This is a genomic window from Streptomyces sp. NPDC047869 (assembly GCF_040704065.1).
GTDB lineage: Bacteria > Actinomycetota > Actinomycetes > Streptomycetales > Streptomycetaceae > Streptomyces.
In genome coordinates, this window is record NZ_JBEYRK010000005.1 from 153,098 (window position 1) to 175,641 (window position 22,544).

Here is a 22,544-nt window from a genome sequence, read left to right on the forward strand (position 1 = left end):
GGTCGTCCAGGGGAAGAACGTAAGGGATGCGGCGGGCATTCCCCGCCCCGGGTCCGGGCCGCGGTGCGCCGGGTGCCGCCGCTCACGTCCGCCTCTGTGATGCCTGCCGCATTAGTACGACCGCGGGCCCCCGCCTGTGGACAACCGGCACAGCGGTCCCGGGCGACCTGGCAGCATGGCCATGTGACAGCAGCAACGCACTCCACCCTCTTCCCGCAGGTACCGGACACGGCCGACGCGGTGCTCGAAGGCCTCGACCCCGAGCAGTGCGAAGTGGCCACCGCCCTGCACGGCCCGGTGTGCGTCCTGGCCGGAGCGGGCACCGGCAAGACCCGCGCGATCACCCACCGCATCGCCTACGGGGTCCGGGCAGGCGTCCTCCAGCCGTCCAGCGTGCTCGCCGTCACTTTCACCAACCGTGCCGCCGGAGAGATGCGCGGGCGCCTGCGCCAGCTCGGCGCGCAGGGTGTCCAGGCCCGCACCTTCCACTCCGCGGCGCTGCGGCAGCTCCAGTACTTCTGGCCGAAAGCGGTCGGCGGCTCCATGCCCCGGCTCGTCGACCGCAAGATCCAGCTCGTCGCCGACGCGGCCGCCGCCTGCAACCTCCGCCTCGACCGCGGCGAGCTGCGGGACGTCACCGCCGAGATCGAATGGTCCAAGGTCACCCAGACCGTCCCCGCCGACTACGCGTACGCGGCTGCGAAGGCCGGCCGGGAGGCCCCGCGCGACCGGGCGGAGGTCGCCCATGTCTACGCGGCCTACGAGGACCTCAAGCGGAACCGCGCGGTCATCGACTTCGAGGACGTGCTGCTGTTGACCGTCGCCGTCCTCCAGGACCGGCACGACATCGCCGAACAGGTACGCGCCCAGTACCAGCACTTCGTGGTCGACGAGTACCAGGACGTCAGCCCGCTCCAGCAGCGGCTCCTGGAACTCTGGCTCGGCGAGCGCGACAGCCTCTGCGTCGTCGGGGACGCCAGCCAGACGATCTACTCATTCACCGGAGCAACGCCCGACCACCTCCTCGACTTCCGCGCCCGTCATCCACGTGCCACGGTCGTCAAGCTGATCCGCGACTACCGCTCCACCCCGCAGGTCGTCCACCTCGCCAACGGCCTGCTCACCCAGGCCCACGGCCGCGCCGCCGACCACCGGCTGGAACTGGTCTCCCAGCGCGCGCCCGGACCCGAGCCCGTCTACAGCGAGTACACCGACGAGCCGGCCGAGGCCGAAGGCGCCGCCCGGCGTATCCGGGGGCTGATCGACGCCGGTGTCCCGGCCTCCGAGATCGCCGTCCTGTTCCGGACGAACTCCCAGTCCGAGACCTACGAGCAGGCTCTCGCCGACGCCGGAGTCCCCTACCAGCTGCGCGGCGCCGAACGCTTCTTCGACCGGCCCGAGGTCCGCAAGGCGAGCGTGGCCCTGCGCGGCGCGGCCCGCTTCGGCGGCAACGACGCCCTGCTGGACGACGTCGACGACCTGCCCTCGCAGGTACGCGCCGTGCTGTCCGGAGAGGGCTGGACCAGCACACCCCCGGCTGGCTCCGGCGCCGTCCGGGAGCGCTGGGAGTCCCTGGCCGCCCTGGTCAACCTCGCCCACGACCTCTCCGTCGCCCGCCCCGGTGCCACCCTCGGCGACTTCGTCGCCGAACTGGACGAGCGGGCAGGCGCCCAGCACGCCCCGACCGTCCAGGGCGTCACCCTGGCTTCCCTGCACGCGGCCAAGGGCCTGGAGTGGGACGTGGTCTTCCTCGTCGGCATCGCCGAGGGCATGGTGCCGATCACCTACGCCAAGACCGACGAACAGGTCGAGGAGGAGCGCCGCCTCCTCTACGTCGGTGTGACCCGCGCCAGAGAGCGGCTCCACCTCTCCTGGGCCCTGTCCCGCGCACCGGGCGGACGCCCCAGCCGAAGGCCCAGCCGCTTCCTCGACGGCCTGCGCCCCGGAACCGCCGCCACCGCCGGCCGCGCCGGCACCGCCGCCGGCGGGGGCGTCGAGCGCGGCGCGGCGGTCAGCACCCCGGCCGTCCCCCGGCGCACCCAGCGCACCGTGGCCCGCTGCCGGGTCTGCGGCCGCACCCTCACCGACGCCGGTGAGATGAAGCTGATGCGCTGCGAGGACTGCCCCTCCGACATGGACGAGGGCCTCTACGAGCGGCTGCGCGCGTGGCGTGCGGTCCAGGCGGAGCGCAGCGGGCAGCCGGACTTCTGCGTCTTCACCGACCGCACCCTGATGGCCATCGCCGAGGCACGGCCGGAGGATCCCGCGGGGCTCTCCCGCATCCCTGGTGTCCGTGCCCGCAAGTTGCAGCGTTATGGAGCCGATGTTCTGGCCATCTGCGCAGGTCAGGAGATCGGGTCGGAGGACGGGCGCGACTGATGCCAACTCGTCGAAAAAATAGTTTGCGCATGCCCCGGCAATCCCCATAGGTTCTAGGCACGGAAGCGGCGGCCTTCTCCAAGGTCCTGACTCCGTGTTGTACTTGCATATCCGAATGGATCGGTTCACCCCGGTCCCCCCAGACGCCGAGAGGAGGCGAGTCCAGTGATCAGCATCGAGACCATCATCAGCACGGCCAAAATGACCGATCGCTCGGCCGTCTCCACGTGCATGCTCGGCGCCTCGAACCAGGGCACCGGTCTGTCCGGCATCCGTGCCGCCCGTCCGGCGTCCTCCCCTGCTCTCGCGGTCCTTCCCGTCCGTGAGCGCAATGAGCGACCGACGAAGGCACTGGAAGCGGTAGCGGCACAGGCACATGCCTATGCCTTTGCGGCGGCCGGTGCCGGATTCCGGAAGCAGACGACGCAGCACCACCTGATGTGGGCCTTCCGTGGGCCAGAACCCTGGAGTGATCCAGCCTGATCGCCGATCAGGCCGGCGCCTTCAGGGCCGCGGAACCCCACCCGGGATCCGCGGCCCTTCTGTTTTCCCCGAACGGGGACGACGGAGCGAAGGGGCCTCGGGACAGGAAAAGAACCCGGTACCAAGCCGACGCCCGGTCAACAGGCCGGAACGACCAGACGAGGAAGACCGAACCGTGCAACTCGAAGCGCACGCCCCGTCCGTACCGCCTTCACGAACGATCCCCCCGCCCGGCCTCACGGAGGACTCCACCTTGATCCCGCTCACCGCGCTCACCGCGCTCGACGACGCCATCGAGAACCTCGGCGTACCCGTCCCCTGCCGTTCCTACGACCCCGAGGTCTTCTTCGCCGAGTCGCCGGCCGACGTCGAGTACGCCAAGTCCCTCTGCCGCACCTGCCCGCTGATGGAGGCGTGCCTCGCCGGGGCGAAGGAGCGGCGTGAGCCCTGGGGCGTCTGGGGTGGCGAGCTGTTCGTCCAGGGTGTCGTCGTCGCCCGGAAGCGGCCGCGTGGCCGCCCCCGCAAGAACCCGGTCACAGCATGAACACCACAGGAACCATCGACCGTCCCCTCACGCACGACCCCAAGAAGCAGGCCCCGATGAAGCCGTCCGCCAGCGAGCCCGCAGGCTCCGCGACCCCAGACTTCACCACCACCGGCGCGACCGACTCGCGTCAGAACAGGACCCGAGAGATGCAACTCATCCCAGAAGCCCTGGCTCGTGCGCATATGCACGACATGCTGCGCGGCGCCGAGCAGGAACGCCGGGCCGCGCGCCTGGCGACCGCTCGCCGCATGCAGCGCCGTGCGGAGCGCGCCTCGATGCGCGCCCGCCGTGCGCTGGCCATGGCCGTCATGCAGTGATCCAGCACACCTGAAGCGGTGGCCTCCCGGCACAGGGAGGCGAAACCTTCACCTCGGGGGCCGGTCCGTCCGAACGGACCGGCCCCCGCCGTGCGTTACGGCCGTCACGCCTCCGCCGCCGGCTCCTCCTCGTCCAGTTCGTCCGCGGGGACGAAGCCGGGCAGCCACTCCTCCAGCTCCTCACGCAGCCGCACCGTGGCTCCGAGCTGGCAGAGCACACCGATGGTGCTCAGCGTCACCCGGTGGATCAGCAGGTAGGCCGGTGGCAGGTTGAGCTGCTTGCCCAGCTGGTAGGCGGGGGAGCGGACGTCGGCGATGCGGGCGGCCTGGCTGCGCATCCACGAGCGGGTGAAGGTGAACGCCTCGACCCGGGCCGGTTCGATGATCGGCAGCAGGTAGTCGAGGACCGCGTCGGGGTCCAGCTCTATGGACTCCTTGACGAACCCCTCCGTGCACAGCAGTTCGTAGACGGGATCCGCCTCGCCGTCCAGGGTCATCCGCAGCGAGACGCCTATCGGCTCCGGCAGGCCGCCCGGGAGCCGGTCCACGGTGCCGAAGTCCAGCACGCCCAGGCGCCACTCGCCGTCACCGTCCGGGTCGCCGGGCAGCAGACGGAAGTTGCCCGGGTGCGGATCGGCGTGCAGCAGACCCGTGCGGGCCGGGCCGGAGAACAGGAAGCGGGCCAGGAGCTGGCCGGCCCGGTCGCGCTGCTCCTCGGTGCCGTCGTTGATGATCTCCGACAGCGGGATCCCGTCGATCCACTCCGTGACCAGGATCTGATCGCACTGGTGCACCACCGCCGGGACCACGACGTCCGGATCGTCCGCGAACTCCTCCGCGTGTGCCTGCTGGGCCTGCGCCTCCAGCGCGTAGTCCAGCTCCTCGGAGACCCGGTCCCGCATCTCCGCGATCAGGGGCTTGATGTCCATGCCGGGGATCAGCGGCCCCAGCAGCCGGGCGAAGCGGCTGAGTTGGGTCAGATCCGACAGCAGGGCCTCGCCCGCGCCCGGGTACTGCACCTTGACCGCCACCTCGCGGCCGTCGTGCCACACCGCGCGGTGGACCTGCCCGATGGAGGCCGCGGCGGCCGGCTTGTCCTCGAACTCCAGGAACAGCTCGCGCCACTCCGTGCCCAGCCGTTCCTCGAGCACGGCGTGGACCGTGCGGGTCGGCATCGGCGGCGCCGCGTCCTGGAGCTTGGTGAGCGCGGCGCGGTAGGGGCCGGCGATCTCCTCGGGCAGGGCGGACTCGAAGACGGACATCGCCTGCCCGAACTTCATGGCCCCGCCCTTGAGCTCGCCGAGGACCTTGAACAACTGCTCAGCCGTGCGCTGTTGCAGTTCCCGGCCGACGATCTCCGCGGACTCGCCCACGATCCGCTTGCCCAGCCCCCAGGTGGCCCGGCCGGCGAAGCCGAGCGGGAGCGCGGCGAGCTTGGCGGTACGGGTGACCGCCTTGCGCGGAAGATCAGACATGCGCCCTCCAAGTCCCAGTCGGCCGCAACGCGCCTGCCTCGCGTCGTTGCTCCGGCGACGGCTGTCGCACCACCATTGTCTCGCGCGGCTCCCCGTCCGTGGAGGAGTGCTTGCCCACACCTCTCTCCACCGCCCCGCATCCGCATGCCGGGTGCGGCCAGATCGGGCGGGAGTGCCAGGTCAGACCCGGTAGGGATGCCTCCCAGCGGGTGCCCGCGCTGGACGGCGACTCCCCGTCGAGGAAGGCGAGGGCGTGGGCCGCGGCCAGTCCGGCGACGGCCGTGGCGAGAGCCATGTCACACGCCCCCACTCGGCGGGCGTTGCCGGAGCGCCACTGCGCGACCAGCCGGGGCCAGGCCGCGTCGCGGTCCGTGCGGTCCTGGTGCAGACAGCCCGCGCAGCTCGTCCCGCCCGGCAGGACGAGGGGCCCGACGACGCCCGTCCCTTCCACGACCCCCGCGTAGAGATGAGGAGTGCCGGAGGCCATGAGCGGTTCGGCGGCGAACGGGTCCGGCGCGTGCACGGCGACGTCGTCCCGTGGGGTGAGGATCACCAGGGAGAGGCCGGGATCGCCGGTTCCGGTGGCCGCCGCGCGGGCGGAGCGGGTGCGGCGCGCGGGCCGGCCCGGGGCCGCACGGCGGACCGCCGCCCGTGCCGCGTCCTGCCGGCGTTCGCGCAGCGAGTCGGCGGGGAGCCCGCCCGGGGTCACGTCCCACGGTTCGACGCGTCCCACATCTCGCACGTCGACCTCCCCGACCCCGGCCCCGGACAGCACCGACGCCAGCGCGGCCCCGACCCGCCCCGCCCCCCGCACCTGCACGCGCAGCGAGCCGCGGGCGGCGAGCCGGCCGAGCGCGCCGCCCGGTTCCGCAGTGGTCAGGGACAGCGAGGCGAGGTCGGGGCGCAGCCGCTCCAGGACGTCCGCCCGCTCTCGCAGGGTGTCGGCGGCCGGCCCGCCGCCGCGGGTGTCGTCGAGCAGGCCCGCCCGGGCCAGCCGCTCGAGCAGCGCGTCGACCTGGCCGTCCGGCAGGTCCATGCGCCGGCCCTCGTCCCGCAGCAGGGGCAGGCCGCGGGTGCCGTTGAGCAGGTCCAGGAAGCTGCCGGTCGCTGTGTCCATCGGTCCCAGTGTCATCGCGTGCGCCGGGGTCATCCCGAACTGCACGGTGTTGAGGTCGCGCCAGCCGCGCCGCAGCGCGGGTTTCACCATCGGATGCATGACAGCCCCCGTGTCCGTCGCATTCTCCTGAATTGTTCCTCGTGTGGGCAAACGTCCCGCAGTCGAGTCGAGTCGAGTCGGTCCGTGTCCCGTGGGCGGTGGAGCCGGTCACGCTCCGCCGACCTCCGCCAGCATGCCGGGCCGTGCCGAAGTGGTGCCCGAAGTTGTCCACAGGCTGGGGGTGTTAGTCGTACTGATCGGCGGCGCCACTCGGACATATCGGTCGTACAAATCAAACACATGGTGGGCCACCGGTATCCGGGCGCCCCGGAGCCGGGACTTCGGCCCGCCCCAGCGGGTAACGTCGGGGCGTGCCCGCCGACCCCCTGCACAGCGCCGGAAAACCACAGCGCAGCACGACGAGCCAGCCGCCGAGCGGCTCGGGGGCGAGCGCGATCGAGGTCCGCAGGAGTACCCGGCGCCGCCGGACGGTCTCCGCGTACCGCGAGGGCGATCGCACCGTCGTGCTGATCCCCGCCCGGATGTCCGAGGCGGAGGAGCAGCGCTGGGTGACCCTCATGCTCGCCAAGCTCGCCGCCCAGGAGAGCAAACGGGTGCTGGGCGACGCCGAGCTGACCGAGCGTGCCGAGCGGCTGTCGGCCCAGTACTTCGACGGCCGGGCGCGTCCCGCTTCCGTGCGCTGGGTCACCAACCAGAACACGCGCTGGGGCTCGTGTACTCCGGCCGAGGGCAGCATCCGCCTCTCGCACCGGCTGCAGGGGATGCCGGAGTACGTCATCGACTACGTCCTCTGCCATGAGCTGGCGCATCTGCTGGTGCCCGGTCACGGGGCCGACTTCTGGCGGCTGCTGGAGTCCTACCCGCGTACCGAGCGGGCCCGCGGCTACCTCGAAGGGGTGGTGGCGGCCGGACGGCTGCCGCACGTGCCCGGCGCGCGCGGCGAGTGACCGGACCGCGCGCGGGGCGCGCGGCCGGTTGTGTACCGGGTCTGTACCGACTCGCACCGCCCGCGTCCTTTGCCGAAATTTGCGGTTAGCCTGGCGCGACGCACTCGCATTCGGGATGGGGGACGGTCGTAACGCATGGCCAGGGAATTCCAACGCGGCCACAAGGCCAGGATCAGTGACCTGACGACGGGCACCGATCTGTACGTAGGCGTGCAGATCTCCGCCCCCGGACTGACCTTCGACATCAGCTGCTTCGGTCTGGACGCCGACGAGCGCCTCTCGGACGACCGGTACTTCATCTTCTTCAACCAGCCGAAGACCCCGGAGGAGTCCGTCCAGCTGCTGGGCGCCCAGGCCGGTGACACGGAGTCGTTCCGGGTCACGCTGGACCGCGTCCCGGCGGACATCCGGAAGCTGTCCTTCACGGCGACCGTCGACGGCGCCGGGCAGATGTCGCAGATCGGCCCCGGATACCTGCGCATCGTGGCCGGTGGCGAGGAGGTCGCGCGGTACTCCTTCGACGGCTCGGAGTTCTCCACCGAGCGGGCCGTCATGCTCGGCGACTTCTACTTCAAGGACGTCTGGCGGTTCGCGGCGGTCGGACAGGGCTTCGACGGCGGCCTCGAGGCGCTGCTGAAGAACTTCGGCGGCGAGGTGCTGGAGGAGGAGGCGCCGGCCGCCCCGCAGCAGCCGCAGCCCACGGCCGCGCCCGGCTTCGCCCCGCCCGCCCAGGCCGCCGCCCCGCCCGCGTTCGGCGCTCCCGCCGCGCCGGCACCCGCGCCCCCTCCGGCCCCGCAGGGCTTCACCCCGCCCCCGGCCCCGGCTCCCGCCCCGAACGTGCACGGCGCGCCGACGGTCATCGCGCCCCTGACCCCGCCCCCCGGCGGCACCGTCCCGCCCCCGGCCCCGGCTCCCGCGCCCTACGGCCAGCCGCCGCAACCCCCTTACGGGGGTCAGCCCAGCGCCCCGATGCCTCCGGGCTACGGCCAGCAGCCCTCCCACGGCGGGCAGCCCGGCGCGCCCATGCCCCCGGGTTACGGGCAGCAGCCGCCGTACGGCCAGGTCCCCGGCCAGCAGGCCGCCGGTTACGGCGTCCCGCAGGGCGCCCCCCAGGGCGGTGCCGGAGTGACGGCCGCGCTGCAGAAGTTCAGGGAGACACCCACCGGGCAGCGCTGGACGCCGCAGAACTCCAAGCTCATCCGCGTCGACCTCGGCGTCGGCGGCCAGCCCGTGCTGGCCCGGCAGGGCAGCATGGTGCTCTACCAGGGCAAGGTCGACTTCAGCTACAAGGGCGCCGGGTTCGCCGGGCGGATCGTGGGCAACGCGACCGGCCAGGAGATGCAGCTGATGCGCTGCACCGGCCAGGGCCAGGTGTTCCTCGCCGAGAACTCCACCCACGTGCACCCCGTCGAACTCCAGGGCGACGCGATCTGCGTCTCGGCGGAGAACGTCCTCGCCTTCGACGAGAGCCTCCAGTACGAGGTCCGGCGCATCGAGGGTCACGGCATCCCCGGCGGCGCGCTGTTCACGATGCAGTTCCAGGGCACCGGCACGATCGTCGTCAAGACGCACGGCACCCCCGTGGTGCTGCCGGTGACGCCGACGACGTTCGCCGACTGCCACGCGGTGGTGGCCTGGTCGGCGGCCTCCCAGGTGATCGTCTCCAGCCAGGTCCGGATGCGCCGCAACGCCTACCCGGGCGACACCGGCGAGAGCGTCAACCTGCAGTTCCGGGGCGCTCCCGGCAACTTCATCGTCGTCCAGCCGTACGAGGTCTGAGGGAGCCCGTCATGAACCAGCCGCTCGCGGGCTACGCCCCCGCACCCGTCACCGCCCGCATGGAGAACCACGGCAGCCACATGCTGAAGGTCGCCATGCAGACCGGCAGCGACCTCCTCGCGCGCGTGGGGTCGATGGTCGCCTACGAGGGCTTCATCCAGTACGAGCCCAATCCGCCGGCCGTCCGCCAGATCGCCCGCGACTGGATGACCGGTGAGGGCGCCCCCCTGATGAAGTGCTCCGGCGACGGACTGCTCTACCTCGCCGACTACGGCGCCGACGTCGTCGTGATCAACCTCAACGGCGACGGCATCTCGGTCAACGCCACCAACCTGCTCGCCTTCGACGCCCACCTCAGCTGGGGCGTGGAGCGGGTGAAGGGGCTCGCCAAGTTCGCCGGACAGGGCCTGTGGAACACCAAGATCTCCGGGCAGGGCTGGGTCGCGCTGACCTCCCGGGGCAAGCCGATCGTCGTCGACTGCGGCGGCGGTGAGGACGAGACGTACGTCGACCCGGACGCGCTCGTCGCCTGGTCCCCGAACCTGAAGGTGAAGGGCAAGCGCAGCTTCAAGGCGCAGTCGCTGATCGGCCGGGGCAGCGGCGAGGCCTACCAGATGGCCTTCTCCGGCCAGGGCATCGTCGTCGTCCAGCCCAGCGAGGACAGCACCGACCGCCTTCGGTTCCGGGGCTGAGGGGGAGTCAGAACATCATGCAGAGCCCGCTTTTCGCCCACAACGACCAGCAGACCCAGGAGCGCTGGAGCCTGCAGAACAAGCAGATGCTCCGCGTCACCCTGGAGGGCCACGACGACCTCCTCGCCCGCAAGGGGACCATGGTCGCCTACCAGGGCCTGGTCGAGTTCGACGCCGAGTACCGCAGCAACGGCCAGGCACGCGCGCGCAGGCACACCGGCGAGGGCCTGGACCTGATGCGCTGTCACGGACAGGGCACCGTCTACCTCGCCAACCTCGCCCAGTACGTGCACGTCATGGACGTCGAGCAGGACGGGCTGACCGTCGACAGCTCCTACGTCCTCGCCATGGACTCCTCACTGCACCACGAGGTCATCGCGGTCGACAGCCTGTACGGCATCTCCGGCTCCGGGAAGTACCAGCTCAACATCACCGGACGCGGCAAGGTCGCCCTGATGACCTCGGGCGCGCCGCTGCTGATGCAGGTCACGCCCGACAAGTACGTCAACTGCGACGCCGACGCGATCGTCGCCTGGTCCACCGGGCTGCGGGTGCAGATGCAGGCCCAGACGCACTCCTCCGGCGTCTGGCGGCGCCGCGGCAGCACCGGCGAGGGCTGGGAGCTGAGCTTCATGGGCTCCGGCTTCGCGCTGGTCCAGCCCAGTGAGCTGCTGCCGCCGCAGAACGCGCAGATCGGGCAGGGGATCGCCGCGCAGTTCGGCATGGGGCAGCAGGGGGCGCGCGGACAGAACCAGGGCAACGTCTGGAGCTGAGCGCGGGCGAACCGACGAGGGGTGACCGCCCGGGCGGTCACCCCCTCGTGCGTTCAGAGCCGGGCGCGCGCCGCCTCCAGCAGGCGTACGACGGACTCGTCGGCCACGCCGGCCACCTCGTCGTACCCGAACCAACGCAGGTCCAGGGACTCGTCGCTGATCTCCTGGACGGCTCCGGGCGGGGCCAGCACCGCGTACTGGACGTCGAAGTGGCAGTGGCAGGGCGGCGGGATCGGATGCCGGTCCAGGCGGACCGGGCCGCCGGGCACCAGGGACAGCCCCGCGATCCCCGACTCCTCCGTGGCCTCCCTGAGGGCGGCGTCCCGCAGGGTGGCGTCGCCGGGCTCGCAGTGGCCGCCCATCTGCAACCACATCCGCAGCTTCCGGTGCAGGGTGAGCAGGACCCGGCCGCGCTCGGGGTCGATCACCAGCGCGCTCGCCGTGAGGTGACCGTCCCCGCACGCCTTCCACATGCCGTCCGGGTGCGCCGCCAGATGGTCCAGGTAGGCCTGGCGCAGTTCGGCCTGGCCCTCGTACTCCTTCAGCACGAGGACCGCGTCGTCGTACAGGCTCACTCGGTGTCGTCGCCCTCGGCCTCGTCGTCCTTCTTCAGGTTCGGCTTCTCGCCGGCGCCGCCCGCCGCCTCGCCGAGCATCTTGTCCAGCTCGGAGAAGTCCAGCTGCTCGCGGTGCACGAAGCCGTCGGGGTCGTCCAGGTCGGTGGCGGTCGGCAGCATGTCCGGGTGGGCCCACAGGGCGTCCCGGCCGTCCACTCCGCGCGCGTCCGTGAGCGAGGCCCACAGCCGGGAGGCGTCACGCAGCCGGCGCGGGCGCAGCTCCAGGCCGATCAGCGTGGCGAACGTCTGCTCCGCCGGACCGCCGGTGGCGCGGCGGCGGCGCAAGGTCTCGCGCAGGGCGTCGGCGGACGACAGGCGCGGTTTCGCGGCCGCGTGCACCACCGCGTCCACCCAGCCCTCGACGAGCGCCAGAGCGGTCTCCAGACGGGCCAGCGCCGCCTTCTGCTCGGGCGTGTCCTCCGGCTGGAACATGCCCTGCTGAAGGGCGTCCTGAAGCTGCTCGGGATTCTGCGGGTCGAACTGCCCGACCACGTCCTCCAGCTTGGCCGTGTCGACCTTGATGCCGCGCGCGTAGCCCTCGACCGCGCCGAACAGGTGCGAGCGCAGCCACGGCACGTGCGCGAACAGGCGCTGGTGGGCCGCCTCGCGCAGGGCCAGGTAGAGCCGGACCTCCTCCTGCGGCACGCCGAGGTCCTTGCCGAACGCCTCCACGTTGGCCGGGAGCAGCGCGGCCTTGCCGGCCGGGCCCAGCGGCAGGCCGATGTCGGTGGAACCGACGACCTCGCCCGCGAGCACGCCCACGGCCTGCCCGATCTGCGTGCCGAACATGGCGCCGCCCATCGAGCGCATCATGCCGATCAGCGGGCCCGCCATGGCCTGCATCTCCTCCGGCAGGACGTCACCCATCGCCGCGCCGACCCGCTCGGCGACCGGGTCGACCAGCTCCTGCCACGCGGGCAGGGTCGCCTCGACCCACTCCGCGCGGGACCAGGCCACCGCCGAGGCCGCGCCCGACGGCAGGGACGTCGCGTCGTCCAGCCACAGATCGGCCAGACGGACGGCCTCCTGGACCGCGGAGCGCTCGGCGCCGCCGACGCTCGCGTCCTTCACGCCGTCCGGGGTGCCCTGCGAGACCGTCTGGCGGGCGATCTGCTTGGCCATGTCCCAGTTCACCGGGCCGCCCTCGTAGGAGAGCATCTGGCCGAGCTGCTGGAACGCGGCGCCCAGGTCGGTGGGGTTCAGGGATCCGAACATCGCTGCGAGCGGGTTGTCGGCGCCGGGGCCGCCAAAGCCTCCGGCTCCGGGCAGCCCGAAACCGAACGGGTTGGCCGGTCCCTGCTCACCACCGCTCTGCTGGTCCTTCTTCTTGCCCTCGTCGCCGTCTTCCGGCTCCTCCGGCGGAAGGCCGAATCCGAATGGGGTGTCACTCACGGGATTCCTCGGCTGGTAAGGCCACCGGTTCTCTCCGGCGGCGCGGCTGCCCGACATCACCACCCAGCGTAGACACCCGGACCCGATCGGGCCTCGGTGCTTCGCCCACGGAAAGCCTGCGGCAGGATGGATGCACCTGGTACGTGCGCCTCACTCGCGCCCGTACCGAAGACAACCGCTGGAGACGCCCGGTGAGTTCCCCAGATCCACAGGTTCGCGCAGCGCGAAACCATACAGACCGCCCGTCGCCCGACCACCGCCCCTCGACCACGGCGCTGCGCGCCGACGGGACGACCGGCGTGCGCGGGCCCGTCGTCGCGGTCACCGGCGCGGCCGCCGGGGTCGGTGCGATGCTCACCGAGCGGCTCGCGGCCGCCGAGGAGATCAAGCAGGTCATCGCCATAGACGAGCGGCGCGGGGAGTGTGCCGCCGCACAGTGGCACATCCTGGACGTGCGCGACCCGGCGATCGCGGACAAGCTGCGGGGCGCGGACGTGGTGGTGCACCTCGCGCTCGACCTCGACCTGGAGACCGATCCGGCGGCCCGCACCGCCTACAACGTCCGGGGGACGCAGACCGTGCTGACCGCCGCCGCGGCGGCGGGAGTGCACCGGGTGGTGCTGTGCACCTCCGCGATGGTCTACGGGGCACTGCCGGACAACGAGCTTCCCCTGTCGGAGGACGCCGAGCTGCGGGCGACGGCCGAGGCCACCGGCGTAGGGGACCTGCTGGAGATCGAGCGGCTGGCCCGGCGCGCCCCGCGCGCGCACCCGGGGCTGAACGTGACCGTGGTGCGGCCCGCGGTGCTGGTGGGAGGCACCGACACCGCGCTGACCCGGTACTTCGAGTCACCCCGGCTGCTCGTGGCGGCCGGGTCGCGGCCCGCCTGGCAGTTCTGCCACGTCGAGGACCTGTGCGCCGCTCTGGAGTACGCCGTCCTGGAGAAGGTCGACGGGGAACTGGCCGTCGGCTGCGACGGATGGCTGGAGCAGGAGGAGGTCGAGGAGCTGACCGGGATCCGGCGGATGGAACTGCCGTCGGCGGTCGCCCTGGGCGCCGCCGCCCGGCTGCACCGGATCGGCCTCACCCCGTCCCCGGCGGGGGACCTGGCGTACACGATGTACCCCTGGGTGGTCAGCGGGAGCCGGCTGCACGACGCCGGATGGCGGCCCCGCTGGACCAACGAGGAGGTGCTGGCGGAGCTGCTGGAGGAGGTCGCGGGGCGGCACACCGTCGCCGGACGCCGGCTGGGACGCAAGGACGCCACGGCCGCGGGCGCGGCGGGCGCGACGGTGGCGCTGCTGGGCGCCGCCGCGGTGGTGCGGCGGGCCCGCAAGGCCCGCCGGAGGTGACGCGAGGGGCTGCGTCGAGGGCCTGCGCGAGCGGCCGCGCTCCGCGCACCTGTAGGAGGCTCCAAGGCGGCCCGCGCGCGTGCCTGGTGAAAGTCGTATTCCGGGATGCCGGAGGTGTGCGGCACGATGGGGGGCATGGCACCCACGAACGATCACCCCGGTGAGCAGGCGGCGCAGGACCCCATCAAGCTGATCGGCGTCCGGGAGACCCCGCTCTCCGTGGACGAGGTGTTCGCCGCCGTCGGGGACGACGCGGCCGGCGGCATCGCCCTCTTCGTGGGGACGGTGCGCAATCACGACGGCGGAGCCGACGTCGACGCGCTCGGCTACTCCTGCCACCCCAGCGCCGAGGCGGAGATGCGGCGGATCGCCGAGAAGGTCGCCGCCGAGTTCCCGGTGCGGGCGCTGGCCGCCGTCCACCGGGTGGGGGACCTCCGGGTCGGGGACCTCGCCGTCGTCGTCGGCGTGTCGTGCCCCCATCGGGGTGAGGCGTTCGAGGCCTGCCGCAGGCTCATCGACGACCTGAAGCACGAGGTGCCCATCTGGAAGCACCAGCGGTTCTCCGACGGGACCGAGGAATGGGTCGGCGCCTGCTGACCGGCGTCACCGCCGGCGCACCGGCCCGTCCGGTTGCGTAACCGCCCCCCTCGCGTGAGCGTTGTCAGTGCGGATGGTTAATCTGCTGATCACTCAGTCGCGGACGCTCATGGGGTTGGGAGGTCGGCATGGCGGCGCTCGCCTGGTTGCTGATTCCGCTGGTTGCCGCGGTCGCGGCCGGACTGTGGGGCAGTTGGGCCAATCGGACCCGAAGGATCCGCAGCGACGGTCCCGAGCTGGACGGCTACGCCCGGTTCCGCGAGGCCATGGAGAAGAAGTCCCACTCGGGCGCCCCCGGCGCCTGAGGAGAGGTGCCCTGACGGTGTGCTGACAGAGGCGTCCCGTAATGTCGTGGCATGCCACGCCGCACCGCGACGATGCTCGCCTCCACCCTGATGCTGATCGCGCTCCTGTGCGCGGGTGTGCTCATCCCCGTGCCGTACGCGGAGATGTCCCCCGGGCCGACCGTGAACACGCTCGGGGAGCACGACGGCGAGCCGGTGCTGCAGATCTCCGGCCACAAGACGTACGCGACGGACGGCCACCTGAACATGACCACCGTCCGGGTCACCAGCGCCGACTTCCGGATGAACCTGGTGGAGGCCGTCTACGGCTGGCTGGCGCACGACAGCAAGATCGTGCCGCACGACACCCTCTACCCGGACGGCAAGACCGAGGAGCAGTCCACCCAGGAGAACGCCGAGGAGTTCAGCCAGTCCCAGGAGAGCGCCAAGGTCGCCGCCCTGAAGGAGCTGGGCGTCCCGGTGAAGTCCTGGGTGATCGTCTCCATCGTCGTCAAGGGCTCCCCGGCCGAGGGCAGGCTGCACGCGGGGGACGTGATCAAGGCCGTGGACGGCACGGCCGTCAAGCAGCCGTCCGACGTCGCCGAGTTCGTCACCCGGCACAAGCCCGGCCAGAAGGTCGTCTTCACCGTCGTCCCGGCCAAGGAGCAGGCCGCGGCGGAGAAGGGGCACAAGACGGCGACGAAGACCCGGGACGTCGCCATCACGACGGCGACCTCCCACGACAGCGGCGCCCGGCGCGCCATCGTCGGGATCTCCGCCGGGACCGACCACACCTTCCCGTTCAACATCGACATCAAGCTCGCCGACGTCGGCGGGCCCAGCGCCGGGCTGATGTTCGCGCTCGGCATCTACGACAAGCTCACCCCGGGCAGCCTCACCGGCGGCAACTTCGTCGCCGGCACCGGCACCATCGACGACAAGGGGACGGTCGGGCCGATCGGCGGCATCGAGATGAAGACCGTCGGCGCGCGCGACAAGGGCGCCCGGTACTTCCTCACGCCCGCCGACAACTGCGCGGCGGCCGCCAAGGACACCCCGAGCGGGCTCACGCTCGTCAAGGTGAAGACCATCGGCGACGCGCTCGACGCCCTGAAGGACATACGCGGCGGAGACACCGCCGCCCTGCCGAAGTGCACCACCAGGAGCTGACCGGCGGTCCTCGAGAACGCGGCTGGGGGCGCTCCCGATCACCGGGAGCGCCCCCATCGCCGTACCGGACGAAATCAGTCCGCGAAGGTCGCCGCCAGTGCCTCGGCCAGGCCCGGCACCAGCTCCGGCCCCGTCAGGACCTCCGTCGCGGAGTCCTTCTCGCGCAGGCGCAGCGCCGACTCGCGGCCCCCGTCGCGCAGCACCGCGACCGTCATGCGGACCTCCTGGCGCTCGGGGTGCTCCGCCACCCACTTCGCCAGCTTGGCCTCGCTCAGCCCCTGCGGCACCTGCGCCTCGGCGGACGGCGGCAGCATCAGGCGCTCCACGGTGAGCGCGCAGCCCACCACCGCGTCCGGCCAGGCGATGGTGCCGAGGAACTCGTCGAGCGCCTTGTCCGTCGGAACCTCGTCCTGCTCGATCGGGGTGAGGCCGACCGTCTCGGACTCGTCGTCGAGGCCGAGCTGGGTGGCGAGCGAGGGTTCCTGGGCCCGCAGTCGTGCGGTGTCTACGAGGGCGAAGAGGCGGGCGGGCTGGTCCCAGCCGAGGCCGGAGGCGTACTCGTCGATCTCGAGTACGGCCCGGGTGAGCGGGTTCGCTGCCATGGGAGTGTTGGACATGGTCACAATCCTGCCTCGTTCCCGGGCGGAATCGGGAACCGAGTGAACCGTGAGTAAGTTGCATAGGTGTGGCCCGCGATCACGGGGGGCCTCGGCCGGCCCGTGAAATCGGGGGCCTGACGTATCGACAGCGAACTTCGAGGTGCGCACCTTGGCTTTCCAGATGCCGGACCGCGGCGGAGGCCCGACGGGGCCACGGATCAGAGCGGGACGCCCGTCCCGGCGGGCCCGGGCCCTGCTCACGACACTGGGTGTCCTCGCCGTCTTCGGCATGGTGTTCACCATGTTCGCGGGCTTCTGGACGGACTGGCTGTGGTACCGGTCGGTGCACTACTCGTCCGTGTTCACCACCATGCTGTGGACCAAGATCGGGCTGTTCTTCGTCTTCGGTCTGCTGATGGCCGTCGCCGTCGGCCTCAACATCTGGCTGGCACACCGGCTGCGGCCGCCGCTGAGCGCCATGTCCATGGAGCAGCAGAGCCTGGACCGCTACCGGATGGGCATCGCGCCCTACAAGACCTGGCTGCTGCTCGCCGTCGCCTGCCTCGTCGGTCTGATCGCCGGCGCCTCCGCGGCCGGCCAGTGGCGCACCTGGCTGATGTGGGTCAACGGCGTGCCCTTCCACCAGAAGGACCCGCAGTTCCACCTCGACGTCTCCTTCTACGCCTTCGACCTGCCCTGGTACCGGTTCCTGCTGGGCTTCGGCTTCGCCACCGCGATCCTGTGCCTGATCGCCGCCGCGCTCACCCACTACCTGTACGGCGGGCTGCGCGTCACCAGCCCGGGAGCGCGCGCCACCGCCGCCGCGACCGGGCACCTGTCGGTGCTCCTCGGCATCTTCGTGGCGCTGAAGGCGGTCGCCTACTGGCTCGACCGGTACGGGCTCGCCGTCAAGTCCAGCGACTTCAAGGCGACCGGCAACTGGACCGGCCTGCGCTACGTCGACGCCAACGCCTACCTGCCGGCCAAGACGATCCTGTTCTGCATCGCCGTCATCTGCGCGCTGCTGTTCTTCGCCACCCTGTGGCGGCGCACCTGGCAGCTTCCCGTCATCGGCTTCGGGCTGATGGTCCTCTCCGCGATCCTGATCGGCGGCCTGTACCCGGCCATCGTGCAGAAGTTCCAGGTGCAGCCCAACGAACAGGCCAAGGAAGCCCCGTACGTCCAGAAGAACCTCAAGGCGACCCGCGAGGCGTACGGCATCGACGACACCAAGGTCACCGAGTACGCCGGCAAGTCCGCCACCACGGACAAGACCAAGCTGCGTGACCAGGTCGGCGACACGGCGAGCATCCGCATCATGGACCCGAACGTCGTCTCGCCGACGTTCCAGCAACTGCAGCAGATCAAGGGCTACTACGGGTTCCCGGCGAACCTCGACGTCGACCGGTACGCCAAGGACGGCAAGGAGCAGGACACCGTCATCGGCCTGCGCGAGCTGAACCTGGGCGGCATCCCGAAGAACAACTGGATCAACGACCACTTCCGCTACACGCACGGTTACGGCGCGGTCGCCGCCAAGGGCACCGAGGCCGACACCGAGGGCCGCCCGGTCTTCACCGAGAAGAACCTGCCGTCCGAGGGCGCCCTCGGCAGCTACCAGCAGCGGATCTACTACGGCGAGAAGACCACCACGTACTCGATCGTCGGCGGCCCCCAGAAGGAGGTCGACTACTCCGACAACGAGCGCGAGAAGACCACCAGCTACCAGGGCAAGAGCGGGGTCAACCTCGACAACCCGGTCAACCGGGCCGCGTACGCGGTGGCGTTCAACGAGCCGCAGATCCTCTACTCCGGTGCGATCGGCAAGGGGTCGCGGATCCTGTACAACCGCACCCCCAAGGAGCGCGTCGAGGCGGTCGCCCCCTGGCTGACCATCGACGGCGACGCCTATCCGGCCGTCGTGAACCACCGCATCCAGTGGATCGTCGACGCGTACACGACCACCAACGGCTACCCGTACGCCTCCCGTACGACGCTCGGTGACACGACGGCCGACTCACTGACCGCGACGAACAACTCCCGCGCGGTGGTGGCCCAGCAGAACCAGGTCAACTACATCCGCAACTCGGTGAAGGCGACCGTCGACGCGTACACCGGCGAGGTCAAGCTCTACCAGTGGGACAGCGCGGACCCCGTGCTGAAGACCTGGATGAAGGCCTTCCCCAGCACGGTCCAGCCGCGCGCGGACATCTCCGCGGACCTGATGGAGCATCTGCGTTACCCGCAGGACCTGTTCAAGGTCCAGCGCGAGCTGCTGACCCGCTACCACGTGACCGACGCGCAGACCTTCCTCAGCGGCAGCGAGGTGTGGGAGGTGCCCGACGACCCGTCCAACGACTCGGGCAACGCGGTGCCGCCGTACTACCTGAGCATGAAGATGCCGGACCAGAGCGCCCAGGCGTTCTCGCTGACGACGACGTTCACGCCGAACGGGCGGGACAACCTCAGCGCCTTCATGGCCGTCGACTCCGACCCGGGCACAAGCGACTACGGCAAGATCAGAGTTCTGAAACTGCCGGCGAGCACCACTGTCTACGGTCCCAAGCAGGTCCAGAGCCAGTTCAACTCCGAGTCGGACATCGCCGAGACCATCAGCCTGCTGAGCAGAGGCCACTCCAAGGTCGAGTACGGCAACCTGCTGACCGTGCCCCTGGACGGAGGACTGCTCTACGCGGAGCCGGTCTACGTCCGTGGTGGTTCGCTGAAGTACCCCTTGCTGCGCAAGGTGCTGGTCACCTACGAAGGCCGGACCGCCTTCGAGGACACCCTGGACGAGGCGCTCAACAAGGTGTTCGGCGTACAGGGTTCGACCACACCGCCGAAGACGGGGAACAACCCGCCGGACACCACCAACCCGACGGTCAGGCAGGCGCTCGACGACGCCCAGAAGGCGTTCGAGGCGGGGCAGGAGGCCCTGCAGAAGCCGAAGCCGGACTGGTCCGCGTACGCCAAGGCGCAGGACGATCTCGAGGCCGCGCTGAAGCGGGCCGAGGACGCCCAGGCCAAGGCGGACAAGGCCGCGGGCGGGGACAGTGCCGCGGGCGGCGGCAAGAGCTGATCAAGACCACCCCGCGCCGTGATACGGTTGTGAACAACGGCGCGGGGTGGAGCAGCTCGGTAGCTCGCTGGGCTCATAACCCAGAGGTCGCAGGTTCAAATCCTGTCCCCGCTACTGAAAACGAAGGCCCGGATTCCTTACAGGGATCCGGGCCTTCGTGGTGTGCGAACTCATGTACAGATCGGGAGGGACGGCCGCGCCGCCGTGGGGAGTTGGGCTATCTGTGTTTGACTTATCTCTCTGTGGGCATGTCGACAAAACGCTGAAGTGACCTTACGGGCTGCGGTATACCGGGTGTACCCAGGTTGCGGGTGGTGCGACGATGGACGTTATGGGGGACAAGGCAACTCTGTTCGAGACAGGGCGATTTGTGCAGTCTCCGGGTGAGGGGCCGACCCGGGACGAAATGGGCGAGACGGGCGACACGGGGGATGCGGCCGAGGACGTACGCCTCCGGCTCGCCGCGCGGACCGGCGACACCGAGGCGATGAGCGTCCTCGGTGCCATGCTCCTGCGCAGCGGAGACCTCGACGGAGCCGAGCCCCACCTGCGTGCCGCCACCGCGGCCGGCGACCGCGCCGCCGCCAATAACCTGGGTGTCCTCCTGCACCAGCGCGGCTATGCCGAGGAGGCCGCCGGCTGGTGGCGGATCGCCGCCGTGGCCGGCTCGGCCGCCGCCGCGCACGCGCTGGGCCGCCACCACCGTGAGCGCGGGGACGAGCCCGCCGCCGAGTACTGGCTGCGCCAGTCCGCCGAGCAGGGCCACGCCCTGGGCGCCTACGCGCTCGCCGACCTGCTGGAGCACCGCGGGGACGCCGCGGCCTGGGACTGGATGCGGGCCGCCGCCGAACGCGGGCACCGTGAGGCCGCCTACCGGCTGGCGCGCGCGCTCGACCGGAAGGCCGGTGCCGAGGACGAGACCGGGCCGGACAACGCTGTCGAGGAGATCGAGCAGTGGCACCGGCAGGCCGCCGCGCGCGGTCACCGGCGGGCCGCGCTGCACCTCGGGGCGATCCTGGAGAAGCGCGGGGACCTCAAGGAGGCCGGCCGCTGGTACCTGACCTCCGCCAAGGACGGGGAGGCCCGCGCCGCGTGCGCGCTGGGGTTCCTGCTGCGCGACGCAGGGGACACCGAGAGCGCCGCCGTGTGGTGGCTCAGGGCCGCCCAGGACGGCGACGGCAACGCGGCCAACGCGCTGGGCGCGCTGCACGCCGAGCGCGGCGAGACCCAGACCGCCGAGCGCTGGTACCGGGCCGCGCTGGACGCCGGGGACGACAACGGGGCCTACAACCTCGGGCTGCTCTGCGCCGAGCAGGGCCGGACCGCGCAGGCCGAGCAGTGGTACCGGCGGGCGGCGTACGCCGGACACCGGGAGGCCGCGAACGCGCTGGCCATCCTGCTGCTCCAGGGGGACGACCCGGCCGGTGCGGAGCCCTGGTTCTCCAAGGCGGCCGAGGCCGGCAGCGTGGACGCCGCGTTCAACCTCGGCATCCTGCACGCCGGGCGCGGCACCGGGGAGGACGCCGGGATCGCGCTGCGCTGGTACGAGCGCGCGGCCGCCGCCGGGCACACCGAGGCCGCGCTGCAGGTCGGCATCGCCCGGCTGCGCGAGGGCGACGAGCAGGGGGCCGAGCGGCACCTGCGCTGCGCGGCCGGCGGCGGCAACCCCGAGGCGGCGTACCGGCTCGCGACCCTGCTGGACGCGCGCCGGCCCCCGGAGCCGGCCCATGAGCTGGGCGAGATCGTGCACGAGAAGACCGAGTGCGAGGAGTGGTACGAGCGGGCGGCCTCCCAGGGGCACCGTCGTGCCCAGGTGCGGGTCGGCATGCTCGCCGCGGCCCGGGGCGACGTGGTCGAGGCCGCGCGGTGGTACCGGGCGGCGGCCGAGGCCGGATCGCGCAACGGGGCGTTCAACCTCGGCCTGCTGCTGGCCCGGGAGGGCAGCGAGCCCGAGGCGGCGGTGTGGTGGACGCGGGCCGCCGACGCCGGGCACGGCCGAGCGGCGCTCCGGCTGGCCCTGGTCTACGCGCGTCGCGGTGAGCTGGCGGAAGGGCAGAGATGGGCCGACCGCGCGGTGGCCCTGGGGCCGGCGGAGGTGTCCGAGCGGGCGGGCCGGCTGCGGGACGCCCTGCGGGAGGAGCTCTCGGCGTGACCCCACCACTCACCGGTAATGGATTTGCTTCCGCGGGCTTCCCTCCCGTAGTGTCGTGTTCACCGACGCGGGGTGGAGCAGCTCGGTAGCTCGCTGGGCTCATAACCCAGAGGTCGCAGGTTCAAATCCTGTCCCCGCTACTGAAGGCCGAGGGCCGGAATCCAGAAATGGGTTCCGGCCCTCGGTCGTTTCCGCTTCCCAGGCGCGAGCGCGCAAAAAGAGAGGGGCCGCGGCCCCTCTCTCCTCGATGCTCTGCGTCACATGCCCCGGGTCACGCGCCCGCGCAGTTCGGGCACAGTCCCCGGTACGTCACCTCGACGTCCGACACCGTGAAGCCGAAACGCTCGGTGTCCGGGAGGTCGGCGAGCGGGTTGCCCGTGGGGTGCACGTCACGGATCGCTCCGCACCGGGCGCAGACCAGATGGTGATGCGGTTGGTGCGCGTTCGGGTCGTACCGCTTGGCGCGCTTGTCCGTCGTGACCTCGATCACCTCGCCGAGGGTCACCAGCTCGCCCAGCGTGTTGTAGACGGTCGCCCGGGAGATCTCCGGCAGCTTCGTGACGGCCCGCGCATGGACCTCGTCGGCCGTCATATGGACGTGCTCGCCGTCGAGAACCTCGGCCACCACGCGTCGCTGTGCGGTCATCCGCCATCCGCGTCCGCGCAGCCGTTCCAGTAGGTCGCTCATGGAAGCAGCGTAACAGCAAGAGGACCAGATCCCGAACAGGTGTGAC

At 71.5% G+C, this 22,544-nt stretch carries 20 protein-coding genes and 2 tRNA genes; 16 read left to right on the forward strand and 6 right to left on the reverse strand.

What is annotated here, in order from left to right; genetic code table 11:
* Positions 1-99: 99 nt before the first annotated feature.
* From AB0924_RS09275 to AB0924_RS09290, 4 genes are all read left to right on the forward strand, one after another.
* Positions 100-2,379, forward strand: coding sequence for an ATP-dependent DNA helicase UvrD2 (locus AB0924_RS09275; protein ID WP_366911054.1), 2,280 nt, complete (start codon positions 100-102; stop codon positions 2,377-2,379).
* 165 nt (positions 2,380-2,544) lie between these two features.
* Positions 2,545-2,862 (forward strand): hypothetical protein, encoded by a 318-nt coding sequence (locus tag AB0924_RS09280; protein ID WP_358927527.1) that lies wholly within the window; start codon positions 2,545-2,547, stop codon positions 2,860-2,862.
* A 175-nt stretch (positions 2,863-3,037) separates the two neighbouring features.
* On the forward strand, positions 3,038-3,406 hold the full coding sequence (locus AB0924_RS09285; RefSeq protein ID WP_250403421.1) for a WhiB family transcriptional regulator: 369 nt from the start codon (positions 3,038-3,040) through the stop codon (positions 3,404-3,406).
* Positions 3,403-3,726 carry a hypothetical protein gene (locus tag AB0924_RS09290; RefSeq protein WP_358927528.1) on the forward strand — a complete coding sequence of 108 codons (324 nt, stop codon included), beginning with the start codon at positions 3,403-3,405 and terminating at the stop codon, positions 3,724-3,726. Before AB0924_RS09285 ends, AB0924_RS09290 begins: the two co-directional genes overlap by 4 nt.
* 104 nt (positions 3,727-3,830) lie before the next feature.
* Here AB0924_RS09290 and AB0924_RS09295 read toward each other — a convergent pair whose 3' ends face one another.
* Positions 3,831-5,201 carry an AarF/ABC1/UbiB kinase family protein gene (locus AB0924_RS09295; protein WP_358927529.1) on the reverse strand — a complete coding sequence of 457 codons (1,371 nt, stop codon included), beginning with the start codon at positions 5,199-5,201 and terminating at the stop codon, positions 3,831-3,833.
* Positions 5,194-6,417, reverse strand: coding sequence for a TOMM precursor leader peptide-binding protein (locus AB0924_RS09300; RefSeq protein WP_358927530.1), 1,224 nt, complete (start codon positions 6,415-6,417; stop codon positions 5,194-5,196). Before AB0924_RS09300 ends, AB0924_RS09295 begins: the two co-directional genes overlap by 8 nt.
* Before the next feature lie 311 nt (positions 6,418-6,728).
* Here AB0924_RS09300 and AB0924_RS09305 point away from each other — a divergent pair, with 311 nt between their 5' ends.
* The 4 genes from AB0924_RS09305 to AB0924_RS09320 all read left to right on the forward strand — a co-directional run bounded on the left by AB0924_RS09305 (position 6,729) and on the right by AB0924_RS09320 (position 10,569).
* Positions 6,729-7,325, forward strand: coding sequence for a M48 family metallopeptidase (locus AB0924_RS09305; RefSeq protein WP_358927531.1), 597 nt, complete (start codon positions 6,729-6,731; stop codon positions 7,323-7,325).
* Positions 7,326-7,460: 135 nt separating this feature from the next.
* The gene (locus AB0924_RS09310) at positions 7,461-9,104 is read left to right on the forward strand and encodes a TerD family protein (protein ID WP_366911055.1); all 1,644 of its coding nucleotides are present in this window, start codon (positions 7,461-7,463) and stop codon (positions 9,102-9,104) included.
* An 11-nt stretch (positions 9,105-9,115) separates the two neighbouring features.
* Positions 9,116-9,796 (forward strand): AIM24 family protein, encoded by a 681-nt coding sequence (locus AB0924_RS09315; RefSeq protein ID WP_359545680.1) that lies wholly within the window; start codon positions 9,116-9,118, stop codon positions 9,794-9,796.
* Between the two features lie 17 nt (positions 9,797-9,813).
* Complete coding sequence (locus AB0924_RS09320) at positions 9,814-10,569, forward strand: AIM24 family protein (protein ID WP_199211917.1); 756 nt, start codon at positions 9,814-9,816, stop codon at positions 10,567-10,569.
* 53 nt (positions 10,570-10,622) lie between these two features.
* Here AB0924_RS09320 and AB0924_RS09325 read toward each other — a convergent pair whose 3' ends face one another.
* The gene (locus AB0924_RS09325) at positions 10,623-11,144 is read right to left on the reverse strand and encodes an NUDIX hydrolase (RefSeq protein WP_358927534.1); all 522 of its coding nucleotides are present in this window, start codon (positions 11,142-11,144) and stop codon (positions 10,623-10,625) included.
* The gene (locus AB0924_RS09330; RefSeq protein WP_358927535.1) at positions 11,141-12,577 is read right to left on the reverse strand and encodes a zinc-dependent metalloprotease; all 1,437 of its coding nucleotides are present in this window, start codon (positions 12,575-12,577) and stop codon (positions 11,141-11,143) included. The genes AB0924_RS09325 and AB0924_RS09330 overlap by 4 nt, the downstream gene beginning before the upstream one ends.
* A gap of 191 nt (positions 12,578-12,768) precedes the next feature.
* Here AB0924_RS09330 and AB0924_RS09335 point away from each other — a divergent pair, with 191 nt between their 5' ends.
* The 4 genes from AB0924_RS09335 (at position 12,769) to AB0924_RS09350 (ending at position 15,980) form a co-directional block, all read left to right on the forward strand.
* Positions 12,769-13,929 (forward strand): SDR family oxidoreductase, encoded by a 1,161-nt coding sequence (locus tag AB0924_RS09335; RefSeq protein ID WP_358927536.1) that lies wholly within the window; start codon positions 12,769-12,771, stop codon positions 13,927-13,929.
* Between the two features lie 135 nt (positions 13,930-14,064).
* Positions 14,065-14,526 carry a molybdenum cofactor biosynthesis protein MoaE gene (locus AB0924_RS09340; protein WP_358927537.1) on the forward strand — a complete coding sequence of 154 codons (462 nt, stop codon included), beginning with the start codon at positions 14,065-14,067 and terminating at the stop codon, positions 14,524-14,526.
* Positions 14,527-14,654: 128 nt separating this feature from the next.
* Positions 14,655-14,831: a hypothetical protein gene (locus tag AB0924_RS09345; RefSeq protein ID WP_199211922.1), complete on the forward strand. Its 177-nt coding sequence runs from the start codon at positions 14,655-14,657 to the stop codon at positions 14,829-14,831.
* Positions 14,832-14,882: 51 nt separating this feature from the next.
* Complete coding sequence (locus tag AB0924_RS09350) at positions 14,883-15,980, forward strand: PDZ domain-containing protein (RefSeq protein ID WP_358927538.1); 1,098 nt, start codon at positions 14,883-14,885, stop codon at positions 15,978-15,980.
* A 74-nt stretch (positions 15,981-16,054) separates the two neighbouring features.
* Here the strand turns inward: AB0924_RS09350 and AB0924_RS09355 are convergent, their stop codons facing one another.
* Positions 16,055-16,597 carry a PPA1309 family protein gene (locus AB0924_RS09355; protein ID WP_358927539.1) on the reverse strand — a complete coding sequence of 181 codons (543 nt, stop codon included), beginning with the start codon at positions 16,595-16,597 and terminating at the stop codon, positions 16,055-16,057.
* A gap of 163 nt (positions 16,598-16,760) precedes the next feature.
* Here AB0924_RS09355 and AB0924_RS09360 point away from each other — a divergent pair, with 163 nt between their 5' ends.
* The 4 genes from AB0924_RS09360 to AB0924_RS09375 all read left to right on the forward strand — a co-directional run bounded on the left by AB0924_RS09360 (position 16,761) and on the right by AB0924_RS09375 (position 21,950).
* A complete protein-coding gene (locus AB0924_RS09360; RefSeq protein ID WP_366911117.1) occupies positions 16,761-19,658 on the forward strand; it encodes a UPF0182 family protein in 2,898 nt (965 codons plus the stop codon).
* 40 nt (positions 19,659-19,698) lie between these two features.
* A tRNA-Met gene (locus AB0924_RS09365) sits at positions 19,699-19,772 on the forward strand.
* Positions 19,773-19,980: 208 nt separating this feature from the next.
* Entirely contained in the window at positions 19,981-21,810 is a 1,830-nt protein-coding gene (locus AB0924_RS09370) for a sel1 repeat family protein (protein WP_366911056.1), read from the forward strand.
* Positions 21,811-21,876: 66 nt separating this feature from the next.
* Positions 21,877-21,950: transfer RNA gene (locus tag AB0924_RS09375), tRNA-Met, on the forward strand.
* 131 nt (positions 21,951-22,081) lie between these two features.
* Here AB0924_RS09375 and AB0924_RS09380 read toward each other — a convergent pair.
* Positions 22,082-22,498, reverse strand: coding sequence for a Fur family transcriptional regulator (locus AB0924_RS09380; protein WP_358927541.1), 417 nt, complete (start codon positions 22,496-22,498; stop codon positions 22,082-22,084).
* Between the last annotated feature and the right edge of the window lie 46 nt (positions 22,499-22,544).

What these genes read in the sequence shown, in the direction of transcription:
- AB0924_RS09310 (WP_366911055.1), top strand. Translation starts at nt 7,461, where the DNA reads ATGGCCAGGGAATTCCAACGCGGCCACAAGGCCAGGATCAGTGACCTG.
- AB0924_RS09355 (WP_358927539.1), bottom strand. Translation starts at nt 16,597, where the DNA reads ATGTCCAACACTCCCATGGCAGCGAACCCGCTCACCCGGGCCGTACTC.
- AB0924_RS09350 (WP_358927538.1), top strand. Translation starts at nt 14,883, where the DNA reads ATGCCACGCCGCACCGCGACGATGCTCGCCTCCACCCTGATGCTGATC.
- AB0924_RS09380 (WP_358927541.1), bottom strand. Translation starts at nt 22,498, where the DNA reads ATGAGCGACCTACTGGAACGGCTGCGCGGACGCGGATGGCGGATGACC.
- AB0924_RS09370 (WP_366911056.1), top strand. Translation starts at nt 19,981, where the DNA reads ATGGACGTTATGGGGGACAAGGCAACTCTGTTCGAGACAGGGCGATTT.
- AB0924_RS09320 (WP_199211917.1), top strand. Translation starts at nt 9,814, where the DNA reads ATGCAGAGCCCGCTTTTCGCCCACAACGACCAGCAGACCCAGGAGCGC.
- AB0924_RS09340 (WP_358927537.1), top strand. Translation starts at nt 14,065, where the DNA reads ATGGCACCCACGAACGATCACCCCGGTGAGCAGGCGGCGCAGGACCCC.
- AB0924_RS09300 (WP_358927530.1), bottom strand. Translation starts at nt 6,417, where the DNA reads ATGCATCCGATGGTGAAACCCGCGCTGCGGCGCGGCTGGCGCGACCTC.
- AB0924_RS09345 (WP_199211922.1), top strand. Translation starts at nt 14,655, where the DNA reads ATGGCGGCGCTCGCCTGGTTGCTGATTCCGCTGGTTGCCGCGGTCGCG.
- AB0924_RS09275 (WP_366911054.1), top strand. Translation starts at nt 100, where the DNA reads ATGCCTGCCGCATTAGTACGACCGCGGGCCCCCGCCTGTGGACAACCG.
- AB0924_RS09295 (WP_358927529.1), bottom strand. Translation starts at nt 5,201, where the DNA reads ATGTCTGATCTTCCGCGCAAGGCGGTCACCCGTACCGCCAAGCTCGCC.
- AB0924_RS09360 (WP_366911117.1), top strand. Translation starts at nt 16,761, where the DNA reads ATGCCGGACCGCGGCGGAGGCCCGACGGGGCCACGGATCAGAGCGGGA.
- AB0924_RS09315 (WP_359545680.1), top strand. Translation starts at nt 9,116, where the DNA reads ATGAACCAGCCGCTCGCGGGCTACGCCCCCGCACCCGTCACCGCCCGC.
- AB0924_RS09290 (WP_358927528.1), top strand. Translation starts at nt 3,403, where the DNA reads ATGAACACCACAGGAACCATCGACCGTCCCCTCACGCACGACCCCAAG.